The sequence below is a fragment of the Pseudomonas sp. GL-B-26 genome (assembly GCF_019947405.1).
GTDB lineage: Bacteria > Pseudomonadota > Gammaproteobacteria > Pseudomonadales > Pseudomonadaceae > Aquipseudomonas.
In genome coordinates, this window is record NZ_JAGYGJ010000020.1 from 1 (window position 1) to 25,405 (window position 25,405).

At 59.1% G+C, this 25,405-nt stretch carries 22 protein-coding genes, 4 tRNA genes and 1 pseudogene; 10 read left to right on the top strand and 17 right to left on the bottom strand.

Annotated features, from left to right (window positions below; all coding sequences use genetic code 11):
* Positions 1-370: 370 nt before the first annotated feature.
* Positions 371-613, top strand: coding sequence for a DUF2790 domain-containing protein (locus KGB23_RS14840; protein WP_223431633.1), 243 nt, complete (start codon positions 371-373; stop codon positions 611-613).
* A gap of 20 nt (positions 614-633) precedes the next feature.
* On the opposite strand, the gene KGB23_RS14845 is transcribed toward KGB23_RS14840, so the two are convergent.
* Genes KGB23_RS14845 through KGB23_RS14860 form a run of 4 tightly spaced genes read right to left on the bottom strand, consistent with a single transcriptional unit; the run spans position 634 to position 5,148 of the window.
* Positions 634-1,293, bottom strand: coding sequence for a methyl-accepting chemotaxis protein (locus KGB23_RS14845; RefSeq protein ID WP_411741500.1), 660 nt, complete (start codon positions 1,291-1,293; stop codon positions 634-636).
* Positions 1,278-2,546 carry an OprD family porin gene (locus KGB23_RS14850; RefSeq protein WP_223431634.1) on the bottom strand — a complete coding sequence of 423 codons (1,269 nt, stop codon included), beginning with the start codon at positions 2,544-2,546 and terminating at the stop codon, positions 1,278-1,280. The genes KGB23_RS14845 and KGB23_RS14850 overlap by 16 nt, the downstream gene beginning before the upstream one ends.
* A gap of 17 nt (positions 2,547-2,563) precedes the next feature.
* Entirely contained in the window at positions 2,564-3,784 is a 1,221-nt protein-coding gene (locus KGB23_RS14855) for a benzoate/H(+) symporter BenE family transporter (protein WP_223431635.1), read from the bottom strand.
* Complete coding sequence (locus KGB23_RS14860) at positions 3,781-5,148, bottom strand: aromatic acid/H+ symport family MFS transporter (protein WP_223431636.1); 1,368 nt, start codon at positions 5,146-5,148, stop codon at positions 3,781-3,783. Before KGB23_RS14860 ends, KGB23_RS14855 begins: the two co-directional genes overlap by 4 nt.
* Before the next feature lie 252 nt (positions 5,149-5,400).
* Between KGB23_RS14860 and KGB23_RS14865 the strand changes: the two genes are divergently transcribed.
* From KGB23_RS14865 to KGB23_RS14885, 5 genes are all read left to right on the top strand, one after another.
* Entirely contained in the window at positions 5,401-6,027 is a 627-nt protein-coding gene (locus KGB23_RS14865; protein WP_008154887.1) for a DUF1780 domain-containing protein, read from the top strand.
* Positions 6,024-6,551, top strand: a complete 528-nt coding sequence (locus tag KGB23_RS14870; RefSeq protein ID WP_223431637.1) for an MOSC domain-containing protein — start codon at positions 6,024-6,026, stop codon at positions 6,549-6,551. Before KGB23_RS14865 ends, KGB23_RS14870 begins: the two co-directional genes overlap by 4 nt.
* Positions 6,552-6,605: 54 nt before the next feature.
* Positions 6,606-6,779, top strand: coding sequence for a DUF3094 domain-containing protein (locus KGB23_RS14875; RefSeq protein ID WP_008154890.1), 174 nt, complete (start codon positions 6,606-6,608; stop codon positions 6,777-6,779).
* 60 nt (positions 6,780-6,839) lie between these two features.
* Positions 6,840-8,138, top strand: coding sequence for an NAD(P)/FAD-dependent oxidoreductase (locus tag KGB23_RS14880; RefSeq protein ID WP_095130590.1), 1,299 nt, complete (start codon positions 6,840-6,842; stop codon positions 8,136-8,138).
* A gap of 319 nt (positions 8,139-8,457) precedes the next feature.
* On the top strand, positions 8,458-8,850 hold the full coding sequence (locus KGB23_RS14885) for an EF-hand domain-containing protein (protein ID WP_223431638.1): 393 nt from the start codon (positions 8,458-8,460) through the stop codon (positions 8,848-8,850).
* A 62-nt stretch (positions 8,851-8,912) separates the two neighbouring features.
* Here KGB23_RS14885 and KGB23_RS30430 read toward each other — a convergent pair whose 3' ends face one another.
* The 9 genes and pseudogenes from KGB23_RS30430 to rluD all read right to left on the bottom strand — a co-directional run bounded on the left by KGB23_RS30430 (position 8,913) and on the right by rluD (position 15,802).
* Complete coding sequence (locus tag KGB23_RS30430; RefSeq protein WP_411741501.1) at positions 8,913-9,776, bottom strand: methyl-accepting chemotaxis protein; 864 nt, start codon at positions 9,774-9,776, stop codon at positions 8,913-8,915.
* A pseudogene (locus KGB23_RS30435) lies at positions 9,768-10,538 on the bottom strand (MCP four helix bundle domain-containing protein); the annotation flags it as partial. The gene KGB23_RS30430 and the pseudogene KGB23_RS30435, both read right to left, overlap by 9 nt.
* A gap of 167 nt (positions 10,539-10,705) precedes the next feature.
* Positions 10,706-10,782, bottom strand: a tRNA-Pro gene (locus KGB23_RS14895).
* 97 nt (positions 10,783-10,879) lie between these two features.
* Positions 10,880-10,955, bottom strand: a tRNA-Lys gene (locus tag KGB23_RS14900).
* Between the two features lie 5 nt (positions 10,956-10,960).
* Positions 10,961-11,037, bottom strand: a tRNA-Pro gene (locus KGB23_RS14905).
* A gap of 9 nt (positions 11,038-11,046) precedes the next feature.
* A tRNA-Asn gene (locus KGB23_RS14910) sits at positions 11,047-11,122 on the bottom strand.
* A 300-nt stretch (positions 11,123-11,422) separates the two neighbouring features.
* Positions 11,423-13,987: an ATP-dependent chaperone ClpB gene (clpB, locus tag KGB23_RS14915; protein WP_223431640.1), complete on the bottom strand. Its 2,565-nt coding sequence runs from the start codon at positions 13,985-13,987 to the stop codon at positions 11,423-11,425.
* A gap of 130 nt (positions 13,988-14,117) precedes the next feature.
* The gene (pgeF, locus tag KGB23_RS14920; RefSeq protein WP_223431641.1) at positions 14,118-14,843 is read right to left on the bottom strand and encodes a peptidoglycan editing factor PgeF; all 726 of its coding nucleotides are present in this window, start codon (positions 14,841-14,843) and stop codon (positions 14,118-14,120) included.
* On the bottom strand, positions 14,840-15,802 hold the full coding sequence (rluD, locus tag KGB23_RS14925; RefSeq protein WP_046048807.1) for a 23S rRNA pseudouridine(1911/1915/1917) synthase RluD: 963 nt from the start codon (positions 15,800-15,802) through the stop codon (positions 14,840-14,842). Before rluD ends, pgeF begins: the two co-directional genes overlap by 4 nt.
* Positions 15,803-15,953: 151 nt before the next feature.
* Between rluD and KGB23_RS14930 the strand changes: the two genes are divergently transcribed.
* From KGB23_RS14930 to KGB23_RS14945, 4 genes are all read left to right on the top strand, one after another.
* Positions 15,954-16,976 carry an outer membrane protein assembly factor BamD gene (locus KGB23_RS14930; RefSeq protein ID WP_056742801.1) on the top strand — a complete coding sequence of 341 codons (1,023 nt, stop codon included), beginning with the start codon at positions 15,954-15,956 and terminating at the stop codon, positions 16,974-16,976.
* A 122-nt stretch (positions 16,977-17,098) separates the two neighbouring features.
* Complete coding sequence (locus KGB23_RS14935; RefSeq protein WP_008154904.1) at positions 17,099-17,332, top strand: PP0621 family protein; 234 nt, start codon at positions 17,099-17,101, stop codon at positions 17,330-17,332.
* Positions 17,322-18,911 (top strand): sensor histidine kinase, encoded by a 1,590-nt coding sequence (locus tag KGB23_RS14940; RefSeq protein ID WP_223431642.1) that lies wholly within the window; start codon positions 17,322-17,324, stop codon positions 18,909-18,911. Before KGB23_RS14935 ends, KGB23_RS14940 begins: the two co-directional genes overlap by 11 nt.
* Before the next feature lie 2 nt (positions 18,912-18,913).
* Positions 18,914-20,254, top strand: a complete 1,341-nt coding sequence (locus tag KGB23_RS14945; protein ID WP_223431643.1) for a sigma-54-dependent transcriptional regulator — start codon at positions 18,914-18,916, stop codon at positions 20,252-20,254.
* 3 nt (positions 20,255-20,257) lie between these two features.
* Here KGB23_RS14945 and thiO read toward each other — a convergent pair whose 3' ends face one another.
* From thiO to KGB23_RS14965, 4 genes are read right to left on the bottom strand one after another with little or no spacing between them, the layout of a single operon-like run.
* Entirely contained in the window at positions 20,258-21,358 is a 1,101-nt protein-coding gene (gene thiO, locus KGB23_RS14950; RefSeq protein ID WP_223431644.1) for a glycine oxidase ThiO, read from the bottom strand.
* Between the two features lie 56 nt (positions 21,359-21,414).
* Positions 21,415-21,810, bottom strand: coding sequence for a type IV pilin protein (locus KGB23_RS14955; protein ID WP_223431645.1), 396 nt, complete (start codon positions 21,808-21,810; stop codon positions 21,415-21,417).
* A 15-nt stretch (positions 21,811-21,825) separates the two neighbouring features.
* On the bottom strand, positions 21,826-24,936 hold the full coding sequence (locus KGB23_RS14960; RefSeq protein ID WP_223431646.1) for a pilus assembly protein: 3,111 nt from the start codon (positions 24,934-24,936) through the stop codon (positions 21,826-21,828).
* Entirely contained in the window at positions 24,923-25,402 is a 480-nt protein-coding gene (locus tag KGB23_RS14965; protein WP_223431647.1) for a PilX N-terminal domain-containing pilus assembly protein, read from the bottom strand. Before KGB23_RS14965 ends, KGB23_RS14960 begins: the two co-directional genes overlap by 14 nt.
* Between the last annotated feature and the right edge of the window lie 3 nt (positions 25,403-25,405).

The following is a 25,405-nucleotide window of genomic DNA, read 5'->3' on the forward strand; positions in this document are numbered from 1 at the left end:
CCCTCGAGAGGCCGAGTGGAGGTTCTGCGCAGTGGGCAACCCGGCATGGATGCCGGGTTAGCCGCCCCCGGCCATGGATGGCCGATGGCGGCGGGCCCACGGAGCAGGACCGGAGCGAGGGCATGCCGAGCCTAAGCGAGGCACCGAACGACAGGGGCAAGAGCCCTTTGGTTACTTTGGGGCTTTTCCAAAGTGACTCGCTGTAAAAGCGAAACCGCCAGCCGCCCTTACCGAAAAAACGGATATGTACCCGATCAAAGACCCAGCGATTGTTACGTTTTCTGTAAGGCTGAATCAAACCCAGGCCCCTTTATCGATCGCGGGCAAAGACTAGAATTCAGACATCGGAACCCACACGGAGCACAGAAAAATGAAAACCCTGATCAGCCTGTTTCTGACCGTTGTCGCCACCTCGGCCATGGCCGCCGGCAACGAGCCAGCTGCCACCCTTTACAACCCGGCACAGCCGCTGGACATCGCCGAAGTGGTTTCAGTGTCGAACACCGCAACCGCCTGCGGGGTTGTGCCGGCGGCCATGGAGTATGTCGATCATCAAGGCCAGACCCATCGCGTGACGTACGAAGTCATGGGTGACTGCACCAGCAACCTGTAATCACTGGAACATTGCACGACTCACACGATCATTCGTTTCGCCTGCAAGGCCAGATCATGCAGGCTGGCCAGGCGCGCCATGATGCGTTCGACCACCTCGACCCTGGCAACCGCACCGCTTTGCAGTTCGCCCATCGAGTGCAAGGCCACTCCGGCCTTTTCCAGGCCCAGACGGGTAGAGCCGGACAACTGCTGAAGACCTTGGCGTGCCTGTTCAGCGGACTGTTCCAGCCCCGTAGCGATTTGCCGGATCTGCGCACTGGAGTCCGCTGCCTGACGCGAGAGATTGCGCACCTCATCGGCCACCACCGCAAACCCTCGGCCATGGCTGCCCGCCCTCGCCGCCTCAATGGCTGCGTTCAACGCCAACAAGTTGGTCTGACGGGAAATGTCCTGGATGCTGCCGACAATCGCGCCGATGCGCATCGACTGACTGCCGAGCTCGTCGAACACTTGATCCAGACGCTGCATGTAGAGGTTCAGGTCTTCCAGCACACTGGCCGAAGACTGCATGCTCAGCGCACTCGCCTTCACCCGCTCACCTGCCGTGCGCGCCAGTTGATTGGCAAAGCGCATGTCTTCCTCGGTTTGCAGCACGGACTCGGTCAACTGCTCCAGCTTGACCTGCAAGCCGATTTTGTAAGTGGGTTGTTCTTTTTCAGGGTTCATAGCAGCGTCCATGTGTAGCTGAGGATCAAGCGGTTTTCGTCGATATCACTGCGGTAGTTGGAGCGAGCCATCGCGTTGCGCACGCGAATCCCGAGGCCTTTGAGGCTGCCGCTCTGCAGCACATAGCCGATGTCTAGATCACGCTCGCGGTCCTTGCCCTCGAACCCTTTGCCGGTATCGACATTGTTGCCGGTGATGTAGCGCACCGTGCTGGTCAGCCCCGGCACGCCGAGGGCCGCAAAATCGTAGTCGTAACGCGCCTGCCAGGAGCGCTCATCGGTGTAGGCGAACTCGTAGGTCGGCACCTCGTTACCCAGTGGGCTGATGTTGGCAAACACTCGCGGGAAGGCGCTGTCGCCGAACATGCCCTGATAGCCGACATAGAACGTGTGGCCGCCACGCTTGGCCGACAGCAAGGAGAAGAACGCCTGGTTGTCGATGTTGCCCAGCAGCTTTTTGCCGTCTTCGCGCGAATCGTAATACCCGAGGTTGGCGCCCAGGATCCAGTTACCGAGTGGCTCGCTGTGCTTGAGGCCGAGAAAACGCTGGTTGTAGATATCTTCCAGTTGCCCGAACCAGGCGCTGACCGAGCTGCGTTTATCGTTGAAGGCGTAATCGGCGCCGGCAAAGTTGAAGCCATCACTGCTGACCTGACGCTGCGGTACATGACCGAGCATGGCTTGCATCTTTTCGTCGCCTGCCTCGTTGCGCAGGCTGGTCGAGTTCAAGTGACCACCTTGCAACGTCAGGCCGTTGATCTCGTTCGAGCTGATGCTCGCGCCCTGATAGCTGGGTGGCAGCAAACGGATATCGCTGAAGGCCAGCACCGGCAGGTTGGGTTGCAGCTCACCCACCTTCAGTTCGGTTTTGGAGACACGCACCTTCAACGCGCCTTCCAGTCGGCTGTAATCATTCGCCGCGCGCCCGTCACCCTGCACCGGCAGCAAACCGGTATTGACCCGGTCCGGGCTGCTGTCGAGTTTGAGGCCGAGCAGGCCAATGACATCCACACCAAAACCGACGGGGCCCTGGGTATAACCGGATTTGACGTTGAGGATGAAGCCCTGCGCCCACTCTTCGGCCTTCGATTGTTGGTTGGCCCCGACGATGTCGGAAAAGTCCCGGCTGAAGTAGTAGTTGCGTGCTTGCAAGGTCGCCGTGGCGTCTTCGATGAAGCCGCCCTCGGCCGCCATCGCACCGGCGGAGAAACTCGAGACGATCGCCATGGACAACACTGAACCGGTTGTTGGAAGAATTGGTTTCATCGTTTTTTCTCTTATTTTTATTGATCGACAGGTTGAAGTGCTTCAGCCGTAGCGGACTCGCGGCGGGGAACGGGACGACGGGCGTTTAACAACAAGTGCGTGACCATGCCGAAAATCAGCCCCCAAAAAGCGGCGGACAAACCCAACAACGACATGCCCGACGCGGTGGTCAGAAAAGTCACCAACGCGGCTTCGCGATCACTAGGCACGGCCATAGCGCCGGCCAACGCCCCGGCAATCGCGGCGAACAGCGCCAGCCCGGCCAAGGCTGCGATCAGCTCTTTGGGGAACGCCGAAAACAGTGAAACCAGGGTGGCGCCGAAGATCCCCAGCACCAGGTAACACAGCCCGCCCACAACCCCGGTCACATAGCGTTTGCCGGGATCTTCATGGGCCTCGCGCCCGGTACAAATCGCCGCGGTGATGGCTGCCAGATTCAGGCCATGGCAACCGAACGGCGCCAACAGCGCCGTGCCCACCGCACTGCTGGCGATGATCGGGCCGGCCGGTGTTGCGTAACCGCTGGCGCGCAACACCGCCATGCCGGGAACGAACTGGCCGGTCAGCGCCACCATCACCAGCGGCAAGGCGATATTCAGGGTCGCGCTCAGGCTGAACGCGGGCGTGATCCACACCGGCGTGGCCAAGCCGATCACCAACGCCTCGCTGTGCAAATCACCGGCGAGAAAAGCCATCGAGCAGCCCACCAGCAGCACCATCAACACCGCATAACGCGGCATCAGCCGTTTGCAGATCAGGTACGTGACAAACATCGCCAGCACCAGCGCCGGTTTGCCCTGCAACGAGACGAACAACCCAGTACCGAAGCTGAACAGAATCCCCGCCAGCATCGCTGCCGCAATCGCCGCCGGCAGTTTGCTGATGATCCGGTCAAACGCCCCCGACACCCCGACCAGAAAGATAATCAGGCTGCTGACCAGATACGCGCCTACTGCTTCCGGCATGGAGATCCCCGGCAACAGCGCCACCAGCAAGGCCGAACCCGGCGCCGACCACGCGATGATCACCGGGACGCGGTAACGCAGGCTCAGACCGATGCCAAGCACGGCGCTGCCGATGGAAATCGCCCAGACCCAGGAAGACAACACCTCCCGCGAGAGGTGTGCGGTCTCGGCGGCCTGAAAGATGATCACCAACGGACCTGCGTAGGAAATCACCGTGGCGATAAAACCGGCGACTGCCGCAGACAGGGAAAAATCCCGGACGAACGTTTTCATGAAGCTTCGCCAACAGACCCGTCGGGCGAACCATGGCTCAGGCCCGACAGCACTTGCTTGTTACTGCGCCGACTGCTGATGGCGAACACGGTCATGGCGATGGCGGCCACCGCACCGGGCAAGGCAAAGGCCATGAAGTTCAGTTGCAGCGGCAGGCTGATCCCGAGCAACGCACCGCCCAGCAGCGGTCCGACGATGGCGCCGTTGCGCCCGATACCCGAGGCCCAGCCCAAACCGGTGGAGCGAATGGTCATGGAGTAGAACTGCGCGGCGCAGGCGTACAAAAGAATCTGCGAGCCAATGGTGGTGGCGCCGGCAATGGCGATCAGCAGGTACAACAGCGGCATCGGGCTGTTGAAACCCAGCAAGGTGATCGACACGGCAGCCACGGCGAAGAACACCGCCAACACCCGTGGCAAGTTGAGTTTGTCCCCCAGCACACCGCCGCCGACCGCGCCGAAAATGGCACCGAAGTTGAGCACCAGCAGGAACGACAGACTCGAGCCCAGGCTGTAACCGGCGTTGGCCATCAGTTTTGGCAGCCAGGAACTCAAGGCGTAGACCATCAGCAAGCAGCAGAAAAACGCCAGCCACAACATCAGCGTGCGCAGCGCACGACCTTCGCGAAACAGTTGCAACACCGGGGTGCCAGCGCCCTTCACTTCGCTCATGTGCAACTGATCGCCGGTTTGCGCGACGTAAGCCGGGTCAACCCGCTGCAGGATGTTGCGCGCCTCTTGATTGCGCCCCTGACGCAGCATGAAACCCACCGACTCGGGCAGGAAGTACATGATCAACGGCAACAACAGCAGCGGCAGCACGGCCACGTAAAACACCGATTGCCAGCCAAAACTCGGGATCAGCACGATACCGAGCCCCGCCGAGAGCATGCCGCCCACCGAGTAGCCGCTGAACATGATCGCCACCAGCGTGCTGCGGATTTTCTTTGGCGCGTACTCGTTCATCAGCGCCACGACGTTAGGCATCACCCCGCCAATGCCCAGGCCAGCAATGAACCGGCAGAGGCCAAACTCGGTGGGGTTGCGGGCAAAACCATTGAGCACGGTAAAACCGCTGAACAGCATCACGCAGATCGTGATGGCTTTTTTGCGGCCGATCCTGTCCGACAGCGGGCCGAAGAACAGCGCGCCGAACATCATCCCGAACAGTGCATAGCTGCCCAGTGCGCCCGCTTGCAGGGGACTGAGCCCCCACTCTTTCATCAGCATCGGCAGCACAACGCCGTAGATCACCAAATCGTAACCGTCGAAAATGATGATCAGGGCACACCAGAACAGCACCATCCAGTGAAAGCGGTTGAATCGTGCGTTGTCGATAACCTCATGTACGTCGATCTTGCGCATGGCATTTATCTCTTGTTGTTATTTTTTTAAAAGCGTCGGCAACACGGCTAACGTCCGTACAGCCGAGGGTAAAGACGCCAGGCACGAGGCAATATCCGCTTTGCGCAGATCGCTATCCGTTTTGTGCAATGCCCTGAACCGGGCGCGGGATGAGGATTGTTGCGGGCATGGCGCGCCGCAGATCCGGCAGATCTGACCCTCTCCGATAAACTGTCTTCTTTGCGATCGCATTTGAACGCTAAGCTTGGGCTTATGGATGACTCAGATTATTTACGCCTGCTGACCATCGCGGCCGAGCAAGCCAACGCGTTCCTGTCCAATGCCCGCAAATGGGAGCGTGAGCGTTGGGTTTGTCAGCGCCTGCTGCAAGGCCTGAACATTCCCTATCGCGCCGACGAATTCGCCCCGGCCGGGGAGCCGCCGGACGTGCTGTTTCGTGACGCCAGTTTCGAAGTGTTTTTCGTGCTCGATGAAGGCCGACGCCTCAACGACGAATGGCGCGATGAACTGCAACGCCGGCGCAGCGCGTTTTCCCTCAGTTCGCTGGTGCGCCGCGAGGCCAAGCCCCGGCGCATTCCGGCCAATGAATTCTTGCTGAGACTGGCGCCGACCTTGCGCAAAAAAGCGCACAACTACAAAGAACGCGGCATGGACCTGGGCGAACTGGACATCATCGCCTTCGCCAGCCTCAAGCGCGAAGTGCTGGACCTCAACAGCCATTTCCCGCCACCGACCGAATACCTGCGCCAGGGCTGGCGCTCGTTGTCGCTGGTCGGTCCGACCTTCGCCCGTGTGCTGTTCGCGCACCCGGATGCGCCGGATTTTCTGCGCAGCAACCTGGGTCGCAGCATTGTTTTCGACGTCGGGATCAGCCTGTGAGTCCATTGCAGGAGCTGATTGCCGAAGTGCCGCAAACGGGTTGCGTTCGCTGGATCGGCGTGCGGCCGCAGTCACGTTCTCAAATGATCGAACTCGATGCCGTGGAGGCGCGGCTTGAAGCCGGTTTGACCGGTGATCACACGCGTCCCGGCATACGCAATGCGCGTCAGGTCACGCTGATGCAATGGGAGCATCTGGCGGTGATCAATTCGCTGATGGGCCGGCCGGAAGATAAACCGGTATTACCTAATGATTTGCGACGCAACCTCGTTATCAGCGGTATCAACCTGTTTAGCCTCAAGGGCCGTCGCTTCAGGATCGGACAGGCGATTTTCGAAACTACGGGCTGGTGCCAACCCTGCGCCCGTCTCGAGAACAACCTCGGCCCGGGGACCTTTCAGGCCGTTCGCGGACATGGCGGAATCACCGCCCGAGTGTTACAAAGTGGAATCATTCGCCTGGACGATACGGTGAGCGTCGAGCCCATTCCTGCCAGCGGCTATGCTCCGTTCAATGTGGGCTAAAACCTGCTGTAGCTTCTACACATTTAGCAACGTCTACCCCTGACGAGGCCCAATATGACCAGCCGCCTGAACCCCGACGACCAAAAGCATGTCGAAGAGTACCTGCAACTGTCCCAGCACCAAGTCGAGCGCCGGCCTTTTCGGCCGTGGATGCTCCTGGTGGTGGTGTTGGCAGTGACCATTGGTTTAGGCCTGTTGAGCCGACTTATCAGTTACCTGACGCTATGAGCTGCATCGCGCTCGCTCGGGTAATTGCACCGATTTCTTTTAGCCTTGCGAGATATCCCCATGACTCATCGTATTGTCATCGTTGGCGGCGGCGCCGGCGGTCTGGAGTTGGCTACCCGTCTGGGTAAGACTCTGGGCAAGCGCGGCACGGCCAGTGTGATGCTGGTCGACGCGAACCTGACCCACATCTGGAAACCGCTGTTGCATGAAGTGGCGGCAGGTTCCCTGAACTCTTCCGAAGACGAACTCAACTATGTTGCCCAGGCGAAATGGAACCACTTCGAGTTCCAGCTGGGGCGCATGAGCGGGCTTGATCGCGCACAGAAGAAAATCCAGCTGGCCGCCACCTATGACGAAGCCGGCGTGGAACTGGTCCCCGCGCGCGAACTGGGTTACGACTCGTTGGTGATCGCGGTCGGCAGCACCACCAACGATTTCGGCACGCAGGGCGCGGCGCAACACTGCCTGTTCCTCGACACCCGCAAACAGGCCGAGCGTTTCCACCAGCAATTGCTCAATCACTACCTGCGCGCCCATGCCGGGCAGACCGACAAGGTCGAGCAGATCAGCGTCGCCATCGTCGGCGCCGGTGCCACCGGCGTTGAGCTGGCCGCCGAATTGCACAACGCCGCGCATGAATTGGCCGCCTATGGTCTTGACCGGATCAAACCGGAAAACATGCACATCACGCTGATCGAAGCCGGGCCACGGGTGCTGCCCGCCCTGCCGGAACGTATCGGCGGGCCTGTGCATAAAACCCTGGAGAAACTCGGGGTCAACGTCATGACCAATGCCGCGGTCAGTGAAGTGACGGCCGACAGCCTGATTACCGCCGATGGCAAAGTCATCAACGCCAGCCTGAAAGTCTGGGCCGCCGGGATTCGTGCACCGGGTTTCCTCAAGGACATCGATGGCCTGGAGACCAACCGGATCAATCAGCTGCAAGTGCTGCCGACCCTGCAAACCACCCGCGACGAGAACATCTTCGCCTTCGGTGACTGCGCGGCCTGCCCGCAGCCGGGCACCGATCGCAATGTACCGCCACGCGCCCAGGCTGCCCATCAGCAAGCTTCGTTGCTGGCCAAATCGCTGAAACTGAGGATCGAAGGCAAACCTCTGCCTGCGTACAAATACACCGACTACGGCTCGCTGATCTCGCTGTCGCGTTTTTCGGCTGTGGGTAACTTGATGGGCAACCTCACCGGCAGCGTGATGCTTGAAGGCTGGCTGGCGCGGATGTTTTACGTGTCGCTGTACCGCATGCACCAGATGGCGCTGTATGGCGCGTTTCGCACGGCGATGTTGATGTTGGGCAGCAAAATCGGGCGCGGGACTGAGCCACGTCTCAAACTGCACTAACGCGATCTAGTGTGGGAGCGGGCTTGCTCGCGAAGAGGGCGTGTCAGTCGACGTAAATGTTGCCTGACCCACCGCTTTCGCGAGCAAGCCCGCTCCCACAGTTGATCTCCATTGATTTGGAGATGTGTGTCTCACTGTATCTCCCCCCGCGATTTTCCCCCTTCGCTTACAAACTCCCCCCTTGCGCGACACAGTAGCGATACACCACACCCGCTAAATGGCCACACCCGAGCAAGGCACCCCGCCCGCTACGGTTATCGCCGCACTTACGTGGCGTCCTTTATCGAACGGTTGTGTCGTGCAACCCAGGAGTATTGAAATGTCCCGTACCACCAAAAACACTATCGGTCTGCTCGGCGCTGTTTTGGCCGGTGGCATGATGTTGTCCGGCGCTGTTTTCGCCTCGCAACCTCTGACTCAGGGCTACCTGCTGGCCTCGGCCGAACAGGTCGTGAAGACGCCTGAAGGTAAATGTGGCGAAGGCAAGTGTGGCGATGCGTCGATGGCAAAAACTGACACCGATGGTGACGGCAAGGTCTCCCGTGCGGAATTCCTGAAAGTGGCGCCCAAGGCCAACTTCGACAAGATCGACACCAATCATGACGGCCAAATCGACGAACAAGAGGCTTTTGATAACGTGAAAGCCAACTACGAAGCCAATGGCAAAAAAATGCCGAAGGGCTTGTTCGAGCACCTGAAAGACAATAGCTAAGTTGCTGTAGTCCAAGCACTGCTTCTTCATCGAGAAGCGGGGCTTTTTTTCATTTCACAGTTTTACACCTGAAAGCGCTGCACCATGGTTCGCAACGAATTGGCCAGCTGTGAAAGTTCTTGGCTGGACGCGCTGGTCTGATCCGCCCCGGCGGCAGATCGCACCGAAAGGTCACGAATATTCACCAGATTGCGATCCACTTCCCGCGCCACCTGCGCCTGTTCTTCGGCAGCGCTGGCGATCACCAGATTGCGTTCATGGATCTGATGCACCGACGCGGTGATGGTCTGCAACGCTTCGCCAGCACGCTCGGCCAGGGCCAATGTGCTGGCCGCACGGGTTGAGCTGGCGTGCATGGAATCCAGCGCCTGGGTTGAGCCGTTGCGCATGCCCTGAACCATTTGCTCGATTTCCTGAGTCGATTGCTGCGTGCGATAAGCCAAGGCGCGAACTTCGTCGGCAACCACCGCGAAACCTCGACCGCTTTCCCCGGCGCGCGCCGCTTCAATGGCAGCGTTGAGGGCCAGCAAGTTGGTTTGCTCCGCAATCGCACGAATCACATCCAGTACCTTGCCGATGTCCTGAGACTGGTTGGCCAGGGACTGCACCAATCCGCCGGTAATTTGCACATCACTGGCCAGGGCTTCAATGGCCGTGACTGTTTCGCTGACCCGCTCCTGGCCGGCGTGCGCGGACTCACTGGATTGGCGCGTGGCGTCGGAGGTAGACACCGCGTTTCGCGCGACCTCCTCCACAGCGGTGGTCATTTCAGTGACAGCCGTCGCCGCTTGTTCGATCTCGTTGTTCTGCTGTTGCAGGTTCTGCGTGCTGTCGAGCGTGACCGCATTCAACTCGTCAGCCGCTGTCGCCAATTGCGCCGCCGAGCCGCTGATACCTTGCAAGGTTTCACGCAGATTGCGCTGCATGGTCGCCAACGCCTTGAGCAAGCGACTCACTTCATCGTTGCCATGGGTTTCGATGGGGCGCGTCAGGTCGCCTCGTGCCACGTTTTCCGCGGCATGCAGCGCTTCGCTCAACGGTTTGACGATGCTGCGGGTCAGCAACATGGCCAGACCGACGGTGGCCAATGCCGCCAACGCGATGAACAGGCTGACGATCATTCGCGACGTTTCATAATGCGCTGCGGATTTCTGGCTCTCGGCGGCGACTTGTTTGGCGAACAGGTCCGCCAGGTCATTGAGCTGTTTGCCCGAGCCATCGACCACGGTTTTCATGTCGATCAGCAGCAGTTTGGTCAGTTCGTCGCGGCGACCCTGTTCGGCCAGAGAGAAAGACTGAGCAATGCCGGAACGATATGCCGCAAAGGTGGTTTTGAATTGGTCATACAAGGCCTTGCCTTCTGCGGTGTTGACCAACTGATCATAAGCCGCAATCTTCTGGCTCAACTCTTTGTCGCGGGTGTCCATCTGGCCGCGGTAGACAGGGATGTTCTTCGGGTCCTGATCCAGGGCCATGCGCAGGGAAATAGTGCGGATGCGCAGCATGATTTCGCGGATCTCGTCACCACCGCGAATGCTCGGCAGCCATTGTTTCTCCACCGCCACCTCGCTGTCGCGAATGCTCGACATCTGCCCCAAGGCAAAAATCCCGAGCAAAGCGACCAATACGGCAATCAGGGCAAACCCCAAGGCTGCCCGAGGAGCGATATTTAACTGACGAAGCACCATAACGAACGCCCTTTTCTTGTAGTGGCTTGGATAAGGGGTGTTGTTTCGGCAGTACCCCGTCGCCTCGTTATCGGCAAGTTGTACGATGACTGAAGTGTTATTTCTCGAAGACAAAAAATCGAAGACAAAAAAAATCCCCGTATCTTTCGATACGAGGATTTTTAATATGGTCGGGGTAAGGGGATTCGAACTCCTGACATCCTGCTCCCAAAGCAGGCGCGCTACCGGACTGCGCTATACCCCGGTAATAAAAAGGCGACCTTTTAAAAGTCGCCTTCTTCGATCAGTGCTTTTGGCCTCTGATCTTAAGATCTGATCCCAGCGTTAACTGGTTTCAAAAATGGTGGGTCGTGTGGGATTCGAACCTACGACCAATTGGTTAAAAGCCAACTGCTCTACCAACTGAGCTAACGACCCAAAAATGGTCGGGGTAAGGGGATTCGAACTCCTGACATCCTGCTCCCAAAGCAGGCGCGCTACCGGACTGCGCTATACCCCGGTTTGAAATTGGCTCCGTGACCAGGACTCGAACCTGGGACCCAATGATTAACAGTCATTTGCTCTACCGACTGAGCTATCACGGAACTACATATTTCAATTTACAACGATGAAGCTTTTTTGCGTTCTCTTCGACCCGTTCGCATCGCTGCGTTCGTGTGTCTGAGGCGCGCTATTCTACAATCTTAAGCACCTCTGTCAACCCCCTAAATTGCTTTCAAGTTAATGATTTGCAACTTATTTCAGATTCCTGCTTGGGGAGCTGGAACCCTTCAGGGCGACTTACTGCGGGGCGCACTTTACAAGCCTTTTCCTTAGAGTTCAACAGCCTGGCGAAAAAAAGGCCTCGCAATGCGAGGCCTCATCAGTTTTGTTGCCTGGGCGGATCAGACGAATACGATTTCGTCGTTTTCCACTACACCTTGGGCGGTATCGCCGGGCATGAAACGACCCGACAGAATCAACTGAGCCAGCGGGTTCTCGATCCAGCGCTGAATCGCTCGTTTGAGCGGCCGTGCGCCGTAAACCGGGTCGTAACCGACAGCGATCAGCTTATCCATGGCCTCAGGGCTGAGATCAAGCTTCAGCTCGCGCTCGGTCAGGCGACTGCGCAGACGACCCAACTGGATCTCGGTAATGCCCGCGATCTGATCCCGAGCCAACGGCTCGAAGATCACCACTTCATCGACCCGGTTGATGAACTCCGGCCGGAAGTGCGTGGAAATCGCATCCATCACCGCCGCACGCTGGGCCTCACGATCACCGACCAGTTCCTGGATCTGCACGGAGCCGAGGTTGGAGGTCATGACAATCACAGTATTTTTGAAATCCACCGTGCGGCCATGACTGTCGGTCAGTCGGCCATCCTCCAGCACTTGCAGCAAGATGTTGAAGACGTCCGGGTGGGCCTTCTCGACCTCGTCCAGGAGAATCACCGAATAAGGCTTGCGACGCACCGCCTCGGTCAGGTAACCGCCCTCTTCATAGCCTACGTAGCCTGGTGGCGCACCGATCAGACGCGCCACGGAATGTTTCTCCATGAATTCGGACATGTCGATCCGCACCATCGCCTCTTCCGTATCAAAGAGGAACTCGGCCAGCGCCTTGCACAGCTCGGTTTTACCGACACCGGTCGGGCCGAGAAACATGAACGAGCCGCTCGGGCGATTCGGATCGGACAACCCGGCACGGGACCGCCGCACCGCGTTGGAAACGGCAATCACCGCTTCGTCCTGGCCGATTACACGTTGGTGCAACAGGCTTTCCATCTTCATCAGCTTGTCGCGCTCGCCTTCGAGCATTTTCGACACCGGAATACCGGTCCACTTCGAAACGACTTCAGCGATCTCTTCTTCGGTCACCTTGCTACGCAGCAACTGGTTTTCAGTTTTGCCGTGCTGGTCGACCATTTGCAGGCTGCGCTCCAGGTCCGGGATGATCCCGTACTGCAACTCGGCCATGCGGTTCAAGTCGCCTTTGCGGCGGGCAGCTTCCAGTTCCTGACGGGACTGTTCGATTTTCTGCTGGATCTGCGCAGAACCCTGAACTTCGGCTTTTTCCGCGTTCCAGATTTCCTCCAGGTCCGAGTACTCACGTTCGAGGCGGACGATTTCTTCCTGGAGTTTTTCCAGACGTTTTATCGCGGCTTCGTCGCTTTCTTTCTTCAGCGCCTGGGATTCCACCTTCAGCTGAATCAGACGACGCTCCAGACGATCGAGCACTTCGGGCTTGGAGTCGATCTCCATGCGGATGCGGCTGGCCGCTTCATCGATCAGGTCGATGGCTTTGTCCGGCAGCTGACGGTCAGTGATATAGCGATGACTGAGCTTGGCCGCAGCGATGATCGCGCCGTCGGTGATCGCCACCTTGTGGTGAACCTCGTAGCGCTCTTTCAGGCCACGCAGAATCGCGATGGTGTCTTCTTCGCTCGGCTCGTCCACCAGCACTTTCTGGAAGCGCCGTTCGAGGGCTGCGTCCTTCTCTATATATTGGCGGTACTCGTTGAGCGTGGTCGCGCCAACGCAGTGCAGCTCACCGCGCGCCAACGCCGGCTTGAGCATGTTGCCCGCGTCCATCGAGCCTTCGCCTTTACCGGCGCCGACCATGGTGTGCAGTTCGTCGATGAACAGAATGATCTGCCCTTCCTGCTTCGACAGCTCGTTGAGCAGGGATTTGAGGCGCTCTTCGAACTCGCCGCGGTACTTGGCACCGGCAATCAGCGACCCCATGTCCAGGGACAGCAGGCGTTTGCCTTTCAGTCCATCCGGCACTTCGCCGTTGATGATGCGCTGGGCCAGGCCTTCAGCGATGGCGGTTTTACCCACACCCGGCTCACCGATCAGCACCGGGTTGTTCTTGGTACGGCGTTGCAGGACCTGAATGGTCCGGCGAATTTCGTCGTCACGGCCGATCACCGGATCGAGCTTGCCTTCTTCGGCACGCTTGGTCAGGTCGACGGTGTATTTATCCAGCGCCTGACGCGACTCTTCGTGGTTGGCGTCATTGACGGCCTCACCACCGCGCAGGTTGTTGATCGCGTTTTCCAGGGCTTTCTTGCTGACGCCCTGACCGAGCAACAATTTGCCGAGCTTGCTGTTCTCGTCCATGGCGGCGAGTAACACCAGCTCGCTGGAGATGAACTGGTCGCCCTTCTGCTGGGCCAGACGATCGGCCTGATTGAGCAGGCGCGCCAAATCCTGCGACATGTTGACGTCGCCGGTCGGGTTCTGGATTTTTGGTAGTTGGTCGAGCTCTTTGGTCAGCTCTTTACGCAGGCTGTTGACGTCGAAGCCCACCTGCATCAACAGGGGTTTGATCGAACCACCCTGCTGCTCGAGCATGGCTTGCATCAAGTGCGCCGGTTCAATGCCCGGATGATCGAGGCCGACGGCCAGGGATTGGGCGTCGGACAAGGCTAACTGCAATTTGCTGGTTAAACGGTCTATACGCATGGGTCACCTTCCTTTTGAGCAGGCCGGACCTATAAAACATCCTGAATGAAGAAACCTGCCAGATACCGTTATAGATGCGGTCGATTCTGGAAGATTCAAGCGTCAAACAGTTGATGCAGATCAGCGAAGTCTAGCGCTCGAGCCAGACAAGAGAGGCAAACCGGCCGGTGCGTGGGCTGCGGCGGTAAGAAAAGAAGCGAGGATCGGTCACGGTGCAGAAACCGCCACCATAAACAGCGGTGACACCTCGAGCCGCCAGACGCAAACGCGCCAACTCATAGATATCAGCCATGAATTTGCCAGCATTGGCACTCGGCACAAAGGCTTTGGCGGCTTCGGGCAATTGCTCGACGAAGGTTTCGCGCACTTCCGGACCGACTTCAAAGGCTTGCGGGCCAATGGCCGGACCGAGCCAGACCAGCACTTCTTCTGGTGGCACGGCCAGCGTGTCTAGAGTCGCTTCCAGCACACCTGCCGCCAACCCGCGCCATCCGGCATGAGCCGCTGCTACGCGAGTGCCGGCACGGTCGCAAAACAATGCCGGCAGGCAATCCGCGGTCATCGCCGTGCAGGCGATACCGGGCGTTGCCGTCCAGCTGGCATCGGCAGTGGCCGTAAGGCTTGGGTCTGCGTGGGCCACAGCAATGCCGTGAACCTGCTTTAACCAGGCCGGCTGAATAGAAAAATGATCGGTGAGGCGACGGCGGTTTTCGGCAACAGCTTCGGGGCTGTCATCGACGTGATCGCCGAGGTTGAGGCTGTCGAACGGCGCCAGACTGACGCCGCCCGCACGGGTGGTCACACAGGCTTTCACCCCGGCAGGCGCAGGCCAGTCGGGAATCAGCCAGTCACTCATCCGATGAACGCTTCGCGGTCTTGCTTGAGCAGCGTCAGCAACCAGACGAAATCGTCCGGCAGTGGCGATTCCCAGCTCATGCGTTTACCGGTAGTCGGGTGATCCAGCTCCAGGAACCGCGCATGCAGCGCCTGACGCGGGAATGCCTTCAACGATTCGATCATGGTCACACTGGCTGCCGGCGGAATACGGAAACGACCGCCGTAGGCAGGATCTCCGACCAACGGGAAGTTGATGTGAGCCATATGCACACGAATCTGGTGCGTACGACCGGTTTCCAGCTTCACCCGAACGTGAGTGTGGGAGCGGAAACGCTCGAGCACGCGGTAATGGCTGACGGCTTGCTTGCCACCTTCCATCACGGCCATGCGCTGGCGTTGCTGACCATGACGACCGATTGGCGCGTTGATCTTGCCGCCGGCAGTTACCACACCGATCACGATGCACTCGTAGATCCGGCTTACGCTGCGGCTCTGCAATTGCGTGACAAGCTGTGTCTGCGCCTGAATGGTCTTGGCCACCACCATCAGACCGGTGGTGTCCTTGTCCAGGCGATGCACGATACCGGCGCGGGGCACATTGATGATGTCCGGCACGTGGTGCAGCAAGGCGTTGAGCAAGGTGCCATCAGCGTGACCGGCGGCAGGATGCACCACCAGACCCGCGGGTTTGTTGATCACCAGGATGTCGTCGTCTTCATAGACGATGTCCAGCTCTATGTCTTGAGCGATCCATTCGCCCTGAGCTTCCTGCTCGGCAGTGAGTTCAAGAATGGCACCACCGTGAACAATGTCTCGCGGGCGGATAACCGCCCCATCCACAGTCAGGCGGCCGTCTTTGATCCAGGCGGAAAGGCGCGAGCGCGAGTGCTCAGCGAATAATTGTGCGGCGACTTGATCGAGGCGTTGGCCGCCCAATTCGGACGGCACCTCTGCGCGAAGTTCAATTTTATCGGACATGCTCAGACTAGGCGTCGGCACAGCCTTTGGTTTCGGCTGCGCGCTTGTGGTTAAATACGGCGTCTTTTGCCCCGAGGCTTATCAACGGGGCGCTCATCATAACAGGACGGCCCCGCCCAAGACAGCGGCCGTCATAGGGACGCAAGCCGCCATGCAAGTGAAACACCTGCTGCTGATCGCCATCCTCGCATTGACCGCTGCTTGCTCATCGAAGGAAGTCGTAGACGAAAACCTGAGCGAGGTCGAGCTGTACCAGCAGGCTCAGCACGATCTGGACAACAATAGCTACACCGCCGCCACAGCCAAGCTGAAGGCGCTGGAGTCGCGTTATCCGTTCGGTCGCTACGCTGATCAGGCTCAACTCGAGCTCATCTACGCCAACTACAAGAACACCGAGCCTGAAGCTGCGAAGTCCGCCGCCGAGCGCTTCATTCGCCTGCACCCGCAGCACCCGAACGTGGATTACGCGTATTACCTCAAGGGTCTGACTTCTTTCGACCAGGACGTCGGCCTCTTGTCGCGCTTCCTGCCGTTGGACATGACCAAGCGTGACCCGGGCGCCGCTCGCGACTCCTACAACGAGTTCGCCCAGCTGACCAGCCGCTTCCCCAACAGCCGCTACTCGCCGGACGCCAAGCAGCGCATGATCTACCTGCGCAACCTGCTGGCGGCCTACGAGATTCACGTTGCCGACTACTACCTGACCCGTCAGGCCTATGTCGCCGCCGCGAACCGTGGTCGCTACGTGGTGGAAAACTTCCAGGAAACCCCTTCGGTCGGTGACGGCCTGGCGGTGATGACAGAGGCTTACCAGCGTCTGCACCTGGACGACCTGGCCGCCACCAGCCTCGAAACCCTGAAGCTCAACTACCCGAACCATCCAAGCCTGGTCGACGGTCAGTTCCAGCCTTCGGTGGCCGAAGCCGACAACCGGTCGTGGTTGAGCAAGGCCACCCTGGGCCTGATCGAATCCCGTCCACCGCTGCCGCCGGGCGAAACCCGCGCCAACCAGGACGTCCAGAAGCAATTCCAGGACGCCAAGGACGCGATTCCGAACGATCTCAAGCCTAAAGATGAAAATGGCGACGTGATCGAAGAAGAGCAACACGAGTCCGAAGCCAATAACAGCGACCGCTCGTGGTTCAGCTACATGACCTTCGGCGTGTTTGACTGACGCATCGGGTTGTACAAAAAGGAGCCTTTCGAGGCTCCTTTTTTATGGGCTCGATGATTACGCTGTGCGCTGGTCATGTCCTTGGCTAAACTGGCTCATCACTCGTCGAATAGCTGCTCATCATGCTTCGTTTACTGTTCTGGATCGCCCTGATTGCCGCTGCGGTATGGTTCTGGCGCAAGTTCAAGGGCCAGGCTTCCGTGCCCAAGTCCTCTGCCGAGCTGGAAGCGGCCCCGATGGTCCGCTGCGCCCATTGCGGCGTACACCTGCCACGCGACCGCGCGCTGAGCCTTCAACAACAGTGGTATTGCAGCCAGGCTCATCTTGAGCAAGGCCCGGGCTCCAGTGATCGCTGAGACCTCCAGTCCCGGCAGCAAACAGGCCCAGCGACTGCTGCGCCTCTATCACCTTTACCGTTTGAGCATCGGCATCACCCTGGTGCTGTTGATCTCCAGCAACATGGACAACCAGCTGCTGACGTTCAGCAATGACGACCTGCTGCGCAGTGGCAGCTGGTTTTACCTGGTGCTGAATATCCTGCTGGTGGTATTCCTCGGGAACACCCGGCGCCCGGCGCAACTGTTCAGCCTGGCGCTGACCGACGTCCTGCTGCTGTGCGCTCTGTTCTACGCCGCCGGCGGTGTGGCCAGCGCCATCGGCAACTTGCTGATCGTATCGGTAGCCATCAGTAACACCTTGTTGCGAGGGCGCATCGGACTGCTGATTGCCGCCGTCGGCGCACTTGGCATCGTCGGGTTGAGCTTCCTCCTGAGTTTCAGCCATCCCGCTACCCCCAACGATTACCTGCAAGTCGGCACGCTCGGCGCCCTGTGTTTTGCGGCGGCATTGCTGGTGCAAGGGCTGAGCCGACGCCTGGAGGTCAGCGAAACCCTCGCCGAACAACGGGCCAGCGAAGTCGTCGGCCTCGAAGCCCTCAACGCACTGATCCTGCAACGCATGCGTACCGGCATCCTGGTACTCGACGACAAGCGGCGGGTTCAACTGGCCAACCACAGCGCCTTGAACCTGTTAGGCCGGGAAAATCTTGCAGGCCAGCTGATCGATGACTACTTACCCAGCCTGGTCGAACGCCTGCAACTGTGGTTCAACAATCCGACGCTGCGCCCCCAGAGCCTGAAAGTCGCCAGTAGTGGTCTGGAGCTGCAACCGAGCTTCATTGCCCTGGACCAAAGCCCGCACCACCAGACCCTGGTCTTTCTCGAAGACCTGGCGCAGATCGCTCAACAAGCCCAGCAATTGAAGCTCGCCGCCCTCGGTCGCCTGACCGCCGGTATCGCCCATGAAATCCGCAATCCACTGGGCGCCGTTAGTCATGCCGCACAACTATTGCAGGAGTCAGAGGAACTGAACCGCGCGGATCGACGTCTGACACAGATTATTCAAGACCACTCTCAGCGAATGAATCGGGTAATCGAAAACGTCCTGCAACTGTCCCGCCGCCAACAAACCGTAGCGCAACGGCTTGACCTGAAGCCGTGGCTGGAACAGTTCGTCAACGAAACCCGCGAGGGGGCGACCGAGCATCAGCAGATTCATTTGCGCATCGGCTCAGGGGACTTCAAAACCCTGATGGATCCAGTCCAGCTGACCCAGATTCTCGACAATCTGTTGCGCAATGCCTGGCGCCATAGCGCCTTGAATCACGACCTGGCGCAGGTCTGGCTCAAGTTGTTCGTCGACCCGGACAGCCAGCTGCCGGTACTCGAGATCCTCGACGATGGCCCTGGCGTGGCACCGGAGCATCATGTGCACTTGTTCGAACCGTTCTTCACCACCAGCCCCCAAGGCACTGGCCTGGGGCTTTATCTGTCCCGTGAGCTGTGCGAAAGCAACCAGGCCCGCCTAGACTTCAAACCACGCCAAGGCGGCGGCTGCTTTCGCATCACTTTTGCTCACGGACGGAAACAAAGTTGAACATGAGCCCACGGCAAAAAGTCCTGATCGTCGACGACGAACCGGATATCCGCGAACTCCTGGAAATCACCCTCGGCCGGATGAAACTCGACACTTTCAGTGCCCGCAACCTCGGCGAAGCCCAGGCCCTGCTGTCGCGAGAGACGTTCGATTTGTGCCTGACCGACATGCGCTTGCCGGACGGCACCGGCCTTGAGCTGGTGCAACACATCCAGCAACGCCACTCACAATTACCAGTGGCAATGATCACCGCTTATGGCAGCCTGGAAACGGCGATCAACGCCCTCAAGGCCGGCGCCTTCGACTTCCTGACCAAACCGGTGGACCTCACTCGCCTGCGGGAACTGGTCAGCAGCGCACTTCGGTTGCCTGCGCCGGGCGGTACCGGCATCGCCATCGATCGCCGGCTACTGGGTGATTCACCGCCCATGCGCGCCCTGCGCAAACACATCGACAAACTGGCCCGCAGTCAGGCCCCGGTGTACATCAGCGGCGAATCCGGCAGCGGCAAGGAATTGGTCGCGCGACTGATCCATGAACAAGGGCCGCGCGCCAGCCAACCCTTTATCCCGGTCAATTGCGGGGCGATTCCGTCGGAATTGATGGAGAGCGAATTTTTCGGTCATCGCAAAGGCAGTTTCAGCGGTGCCATCGAAGACAAACCCGGACTGTTCCAGGCCGCCCATGGCGGCACCTTGTTCCTCGACGAAGTGGCTGATTTGCCGCTGGCGATGCAGGTCAAACTGCTACGGGCAATACAGGAAAAAGCCGTTCGCGGTGTCGGGGAACAGCAGGAAACCGTGGTCGATGTGCGTATCCTTTGCGCCACCCACAAAGACCTCGACACCGAAGTTGCCGCCGAACGCTTTCGCCAGGATTTGTATTACCGGTTGAACGTGATCGAACTACGGGTGCCGCCCTTGCGCGAACGCCGTGAAGACATCGAATCCCTCGCCAGCCATGTGCTCAAACGCCTGGCCATCAGCACCGGCCAACCCGCCGCAAAACTCCACCCCCATGCCCTCGACGCGCTGAAAAGCTATCGCTTCCCCGGCAACGTGCGGGAACTCGAGAACGTGCTCGAACGGGCGCACACGTTGTGCGAAAACAAACAAATTGAAACCAGCGACCTGCGACTGGCCGAAGGCAACTGCAACCCGGAAGGTGGTATGCCGGACCTGACGCAGATCGATAACCTGGAAAACTACCTGGAAAACGTCGAACGCAACCTTATCCTCCAGGCCCTGGAAGAAACCCGCTGGAACCGCACGGCGGCGGCTCAGCGGTTAAATCTTTCATTCAGGTCGATGCGCTACAGGCTCAAGAAACTGGGACTCGATTGAGTCTCAGATCCGTCCCGCCGGTGCATACGGCGCCGGATCAATGATCGGCTCACGCCCCAGCATCACATCCGCAAACAACTGACACGATGCCGGCGCCAGCACCAAGCCATTACGGTAATGCCCGCAATTGAGCCAAAGCCCTTCGAACCCTGGCACCCGACCGATGTAGGGAATGCCTTCCGGCGAGCCCGGTCGCAACCCGGCCCAGTGGCCCACGACCTCGGCACCCGCCAGTGCAGGAATCAACTCCACCGCCGATGCCTTCAGGCTCTCCAGGGCAGATTCGGTCGGTGTTTTGTCGAAGCCTTCATGCTCCAGTGTACTGCCGATCAGAATGTGCCCGTCGCGCCGGGGAATCGCATAACGCCCCTTGGCCAGAACCATGCTCGGCAGGAAATCCGCTGCGCATTTGTAGAGAATCATCTGCCCTTTCACCGGCTCGACCGGCAGCTCCAGATCCAGGCTCTTGAGTAAATCACCGCTCCAGGCACCCGCAGTCAGCACCACCTGATCGCCATGAATCGCTCCCGCCGAGGTCTGCACCCCGACCACCGTAGCGCCTTCACGGATAAACCCGCTGACTTCACACTGCTCATGAATCGTCACGTTCGGCAGCGCCAGCAACGCAGCCTTGAGGGACTTCACCAGCCGCGGATTACGCACATTGGCCACATCGGCCATGTAGATCGCCCGGGAAAAACCGCTGCCCAGCACAGGCACTGCGTCGTGAGCCGCCGAGATATCCACAGCCCGCAACGGCCGGTTTTCACGCTCGGCCCATGCCAGCGCCTCGGCTTCATCATCCAGATCCAGCCAGTACAACCCGGTGGTATGCACCTCGGGATCGACACCAGTGGCGGCAAACAGTCGCTCACCCAGCTGTGGATAAAAATCCTGGGACCAATGCGCCAACGCGGTGACCGCTGGGCTGTAGCGCCACGGGTAAAGCGGCGAAACGATACCGCCACCCGCCCAGGACGACTCCTGACCGACGTTCGAGCGATCCAGCAGCACAACACTTTGCACTTCGGACGCGAGATTGAACGCCGTCAGCAGGCCAATCACGCCGCCGCCGACAATCACCACTTGCTGTTGCCTGGTCATGTTCTGATCCAACCGTTAAATAAACAGAGGGCACAAAAGGCGCCCGCAAAAGGAACTCAGCGACCCCAGCAATCCTTGGTCGTGGCCGTCGCATTGACCATGCTTCTGACGCCTGTGTTGGTGATAGTGAAATCACCGCACTTGTCAGCCGCCATGGCCTTGCCGGCCTTGCGCACTGCCGTCAGCAGGAAGGTCTGATCGGTCAGGGTCGGGGTGATGGTGTAGAAGTCATTACCGGCGTTCAGGCCGGTGGCATTGGTGTAGACATTATTCTTCGAATAGTAGCGTTCAAGGATCTGCGCTTGTTCGGAGAGCAGGCCGGCGACTTCAGTGCGGCGGCCCTTATTCACGTACTCGGTGAGGCTCGGGTAGCCAATGGTGATGACGATCCCGATGATCGCAATCACGATCATGATTTCGATCAGGGTAAAACCTCGGCTGGATCTGCGCATGCCTCAAACTCTCACTTACTGTATTTGTCGCCACATGATGCGACGGCTGCCGCCGCTGCCGGGCTTTTCCACCAGGGAGCTGATGCCACCGCTGGAGTTGTTCACAATCTTGCGGGACGCATTGTTGACGATCGCGTTCAGCGTCGGAATACCACCGGTGAAAATCACCCCGCTTGATATCGAATCCGTGCTGTCGACCAGCCCGTCACCATTGGTGTCGAGCACCGCGTAATTGAGCATCTTACCGCTGAATGCATCCAGCTCGACCAGTTTGCCGGTACCGAAACTGGCGCAAGGATCGGTGGTGTCCACGCTGGCCGTGGTGAACACGATCCGGCCCGCCGCCAGACTGGCCTGATTGATCACCCGCTCACCGGTTAGCACGTTGTTGTACACCAGCGGCAGGTACCAGCCTTTTTTCGCCGGATAGGTCACGTCGTTCTGGCTGGTGGTGATGAATTGCCCACTGCTACCCGAGAACACGCCAGTCACCGACTGTGCCTGCAAACTGGACGTTGTGATTTGTCCGGAGCCACCTTCCGCATCCCACACGGCATAGAAAGCCTGAAGGTCTTTGTTGGTCTTGTCGGCAATTTCATTGAATTTACCGGTACCGAAAAACACTTCCGTCCCCCCCAACGAATTGTCCGCCAGCAATGGTTGCGCGGTAATCGGCTGGGCGATGCCACCTGCGGTGGTAAACAGCGGATTGCGGGAAAACGCCAGGTCCCACGATTCCGGGGCGGTAGCGCTCAAATCAAACTTCCACATCCGCCCCTTCAAATCGCCGCCATAAGCGGCCTGCACCACATTCTGCGAATTGACCCGAAGTTTTACCGATGACAGACCGTTGGTAGTCTCCGCGCCGTCCACCACGATTTTCTTGATCAGCGTGCCGTCGCGAATGTCGACCACGTACAACGCTGCCACCCCGGAGTTGCTGCCATAACCGTTGGAGATGAATGCCGCCCATCGACCGTCGGCCAAGCGTGCCACTTCCGGTCGTGCATAGGCATAACCCAGATCATTGAAAACGTTCGCCGTATTTGCTGTGGCCGGTGCGCTGATCTCCCACAACGCCTTCGTTACGTTACCGGCCGATGCGTCGAACAGTTGCAGCGCATAGAAGGTTCGCCCCCCCGCCCCTGTCCCACCCAACGCGAGGGTTTTCCAGGCACTGTTGAGCTGGGCATCGAACACGCCCACTTGGCCGTCCACCAGAAACTTGTGGCTCACCCCGTTTATGTAATCGGGGTCGGCGATATAGCGCAGTGACGGCAACACACTGGACGGCATAAAAGCGTAACGCCGCGTGCCATTGGACGTGTTGATGACGTTTACAAAGCCGTCGTTGGCGTTCACCACGAGGCTGGCGTTCATGCTTGCCGCTTTGGTTGCCAGATAGGTGCTGTAAGTGGTGTCGCCTGACAGATCGGACGCGGTTTTATCCGTGGGTGACGCCAGGGCCAACGGCGAATTGATGATGTCGCCAAGCAGCACACTGCGCATTTTCAAGCCGACCTTGTTGGTGCCCTTGCTCCACTCCACCAGATCGCTGCCGGTGATGCCGATGGGCAAACTCTGGCTGAGGGATGTTTGCTGGGCAGGGGAAAAACTGGCGTAGGCCAGTGTCACAGCCGAATTGGTCAGGGTGTTCCAGGATTGATAGGTCGGCGCCGTGGCACCGGGCACGATGGCGGTATCGGTTGTCCACAACACCGAGGCGGTGTTGACCGCGCCAGCGGAGGTAAACCCGTAGGACTTGATCGTGCCGCGCCAATCCTTGGGATCGTAACTGGTCTGAAAGTAACTCGAACCGCTGGCCAGAGTGGTCCCGCTGGTGACGCCACTGCCACCTGAACCAGCCTTGGAGGTGATGTCGCTCAGGGCCGAAGACAGTGCGCTGTTGAGCCCGGCGCCTTCAGTCGCCTGGTAGTACTTGCCCTGCCCGTAGGTCGCGGCGTCCGCCAGCATTTGGTTTGCTGCGGTAAAACCCACGGTGTAGGTGTTCATGTTCTGTTTGGGAAAATCCACCGCGTCCCAGCTTTTGCCCGCGGAATCGGTTCCCGTGGAGCGCATGTCGATGTCGAAGGCGAACTTGGCGATGTCATCCAGATACAGGGTATCGCCATCGTCGTCGCCCAGGAGGTTGGCGCCATCGTTATTGCTGATCCCGTCCCAGTTCGGTAAGCGGCTGCCACCGAGAGGATCGTCGGTCGGAAAGGTTCGGTCGTAGGTTGGCAGGCCGTCAGTAATCACCACCCCGTAGTTTCTTTGGCAGCGATACTGAATCGGACTGGTATAGGTGGTGGGCGTCGAGTTGTTGTACGGCGCCATGCCACGGAAATAGCGGGTGATCTCGTAATAGGCTTCAGCCAGTGGCGTATTGGCCTCCGCGCTCAGTTCGTCGATTCCGGCAATCAATGCGTTGTAGTTGGTATCAGCCTGAGTCTGAGTCACGGTGCCACTGACAGCCGACAAATCACTGACCGCGCGGGCGATGTAACCGCCGTCATTCTTATGGTTTCCGACAGCCAGGTTGAACGTCGCCAGGCCGATACGCAGCGAGCGATTACCGGCCACCAATGCCTTGGAAACATTGCGCGCCACATTCATCCGGTAATCATCGGGGATCGAGCCATCGGTGAAATCCCGGTCGGAATTGTTGGCCAGGCTTATCAGATACGACAAGTATTTCGCCGAATAGCGAGTGTCCTCGCGCCCTACCGGATCAGGAAGCTTCAGGCAAAGCGAATCCAGACCGGAAACGCTGTTCTTATAAAAACCGTACCATCCGTCCTTGACGCATGTTCCGTGATTCAAACTCGACAAAGCGATACTGGTATCGGTCATGTCAAGTTCCCGGCCTTTCAAGCACGTACCATTCGAGAGGCAAATAGTCACCGGGGGGCGCGCGATCGCTGGGTCGAAGCCTGCCGCCCAGATAATGCTGTTCATACTCCCCGAGTCATCTAGTAACAGCATCACGTTGGGTGCCACGGCGGCGGCGTTCAACAGCGGCGAATCCGAGGGCGTGAACGCATAGGCCGGCGCCGACAGGTAAAGCCCCAACACCGCGCCGCAAAACAACCGCCACAAATCGCCACGCCACTCAATCCTTTGCATAAATACTCTCCACCACACTGCGCGAGTTGCCCGCGATGCCGACTGCGGTCACCCGGTACAGCGTTGTTGAGGTGTTGCTCGGAACATTCACGGCGGTCAGGGTGGTGCCGATGTTCTGCACCCCGTAAAAACCGCTGCCGGAGGCGATCCAGGTTACCCCCGAGGTGGAATTTAAGCCGGCGCCGATGATTGTCGACGACTCGGCCGGCGGCGCGCATTGGGTGGTGCCGCTGCAGACCGGTAACGAATAGGTCTCCAGTTGCACCGCGCTTTCACCTACGCGCAACGCCGATTCGGCGCCCTGGAACGACTGATTGCGCAAGGTCACGCTGGCAGCCATTTTTTCCTGCAGCGTGGCGTTTTGCATCGATGAAAGACCAATCAGTGTCAGCAACAGAAGAAACACCAGGCTAACCAGCAGCGCCATGCCACGCTGGGTGTGAGGGGTCACGGGAGAAATACTCATCGG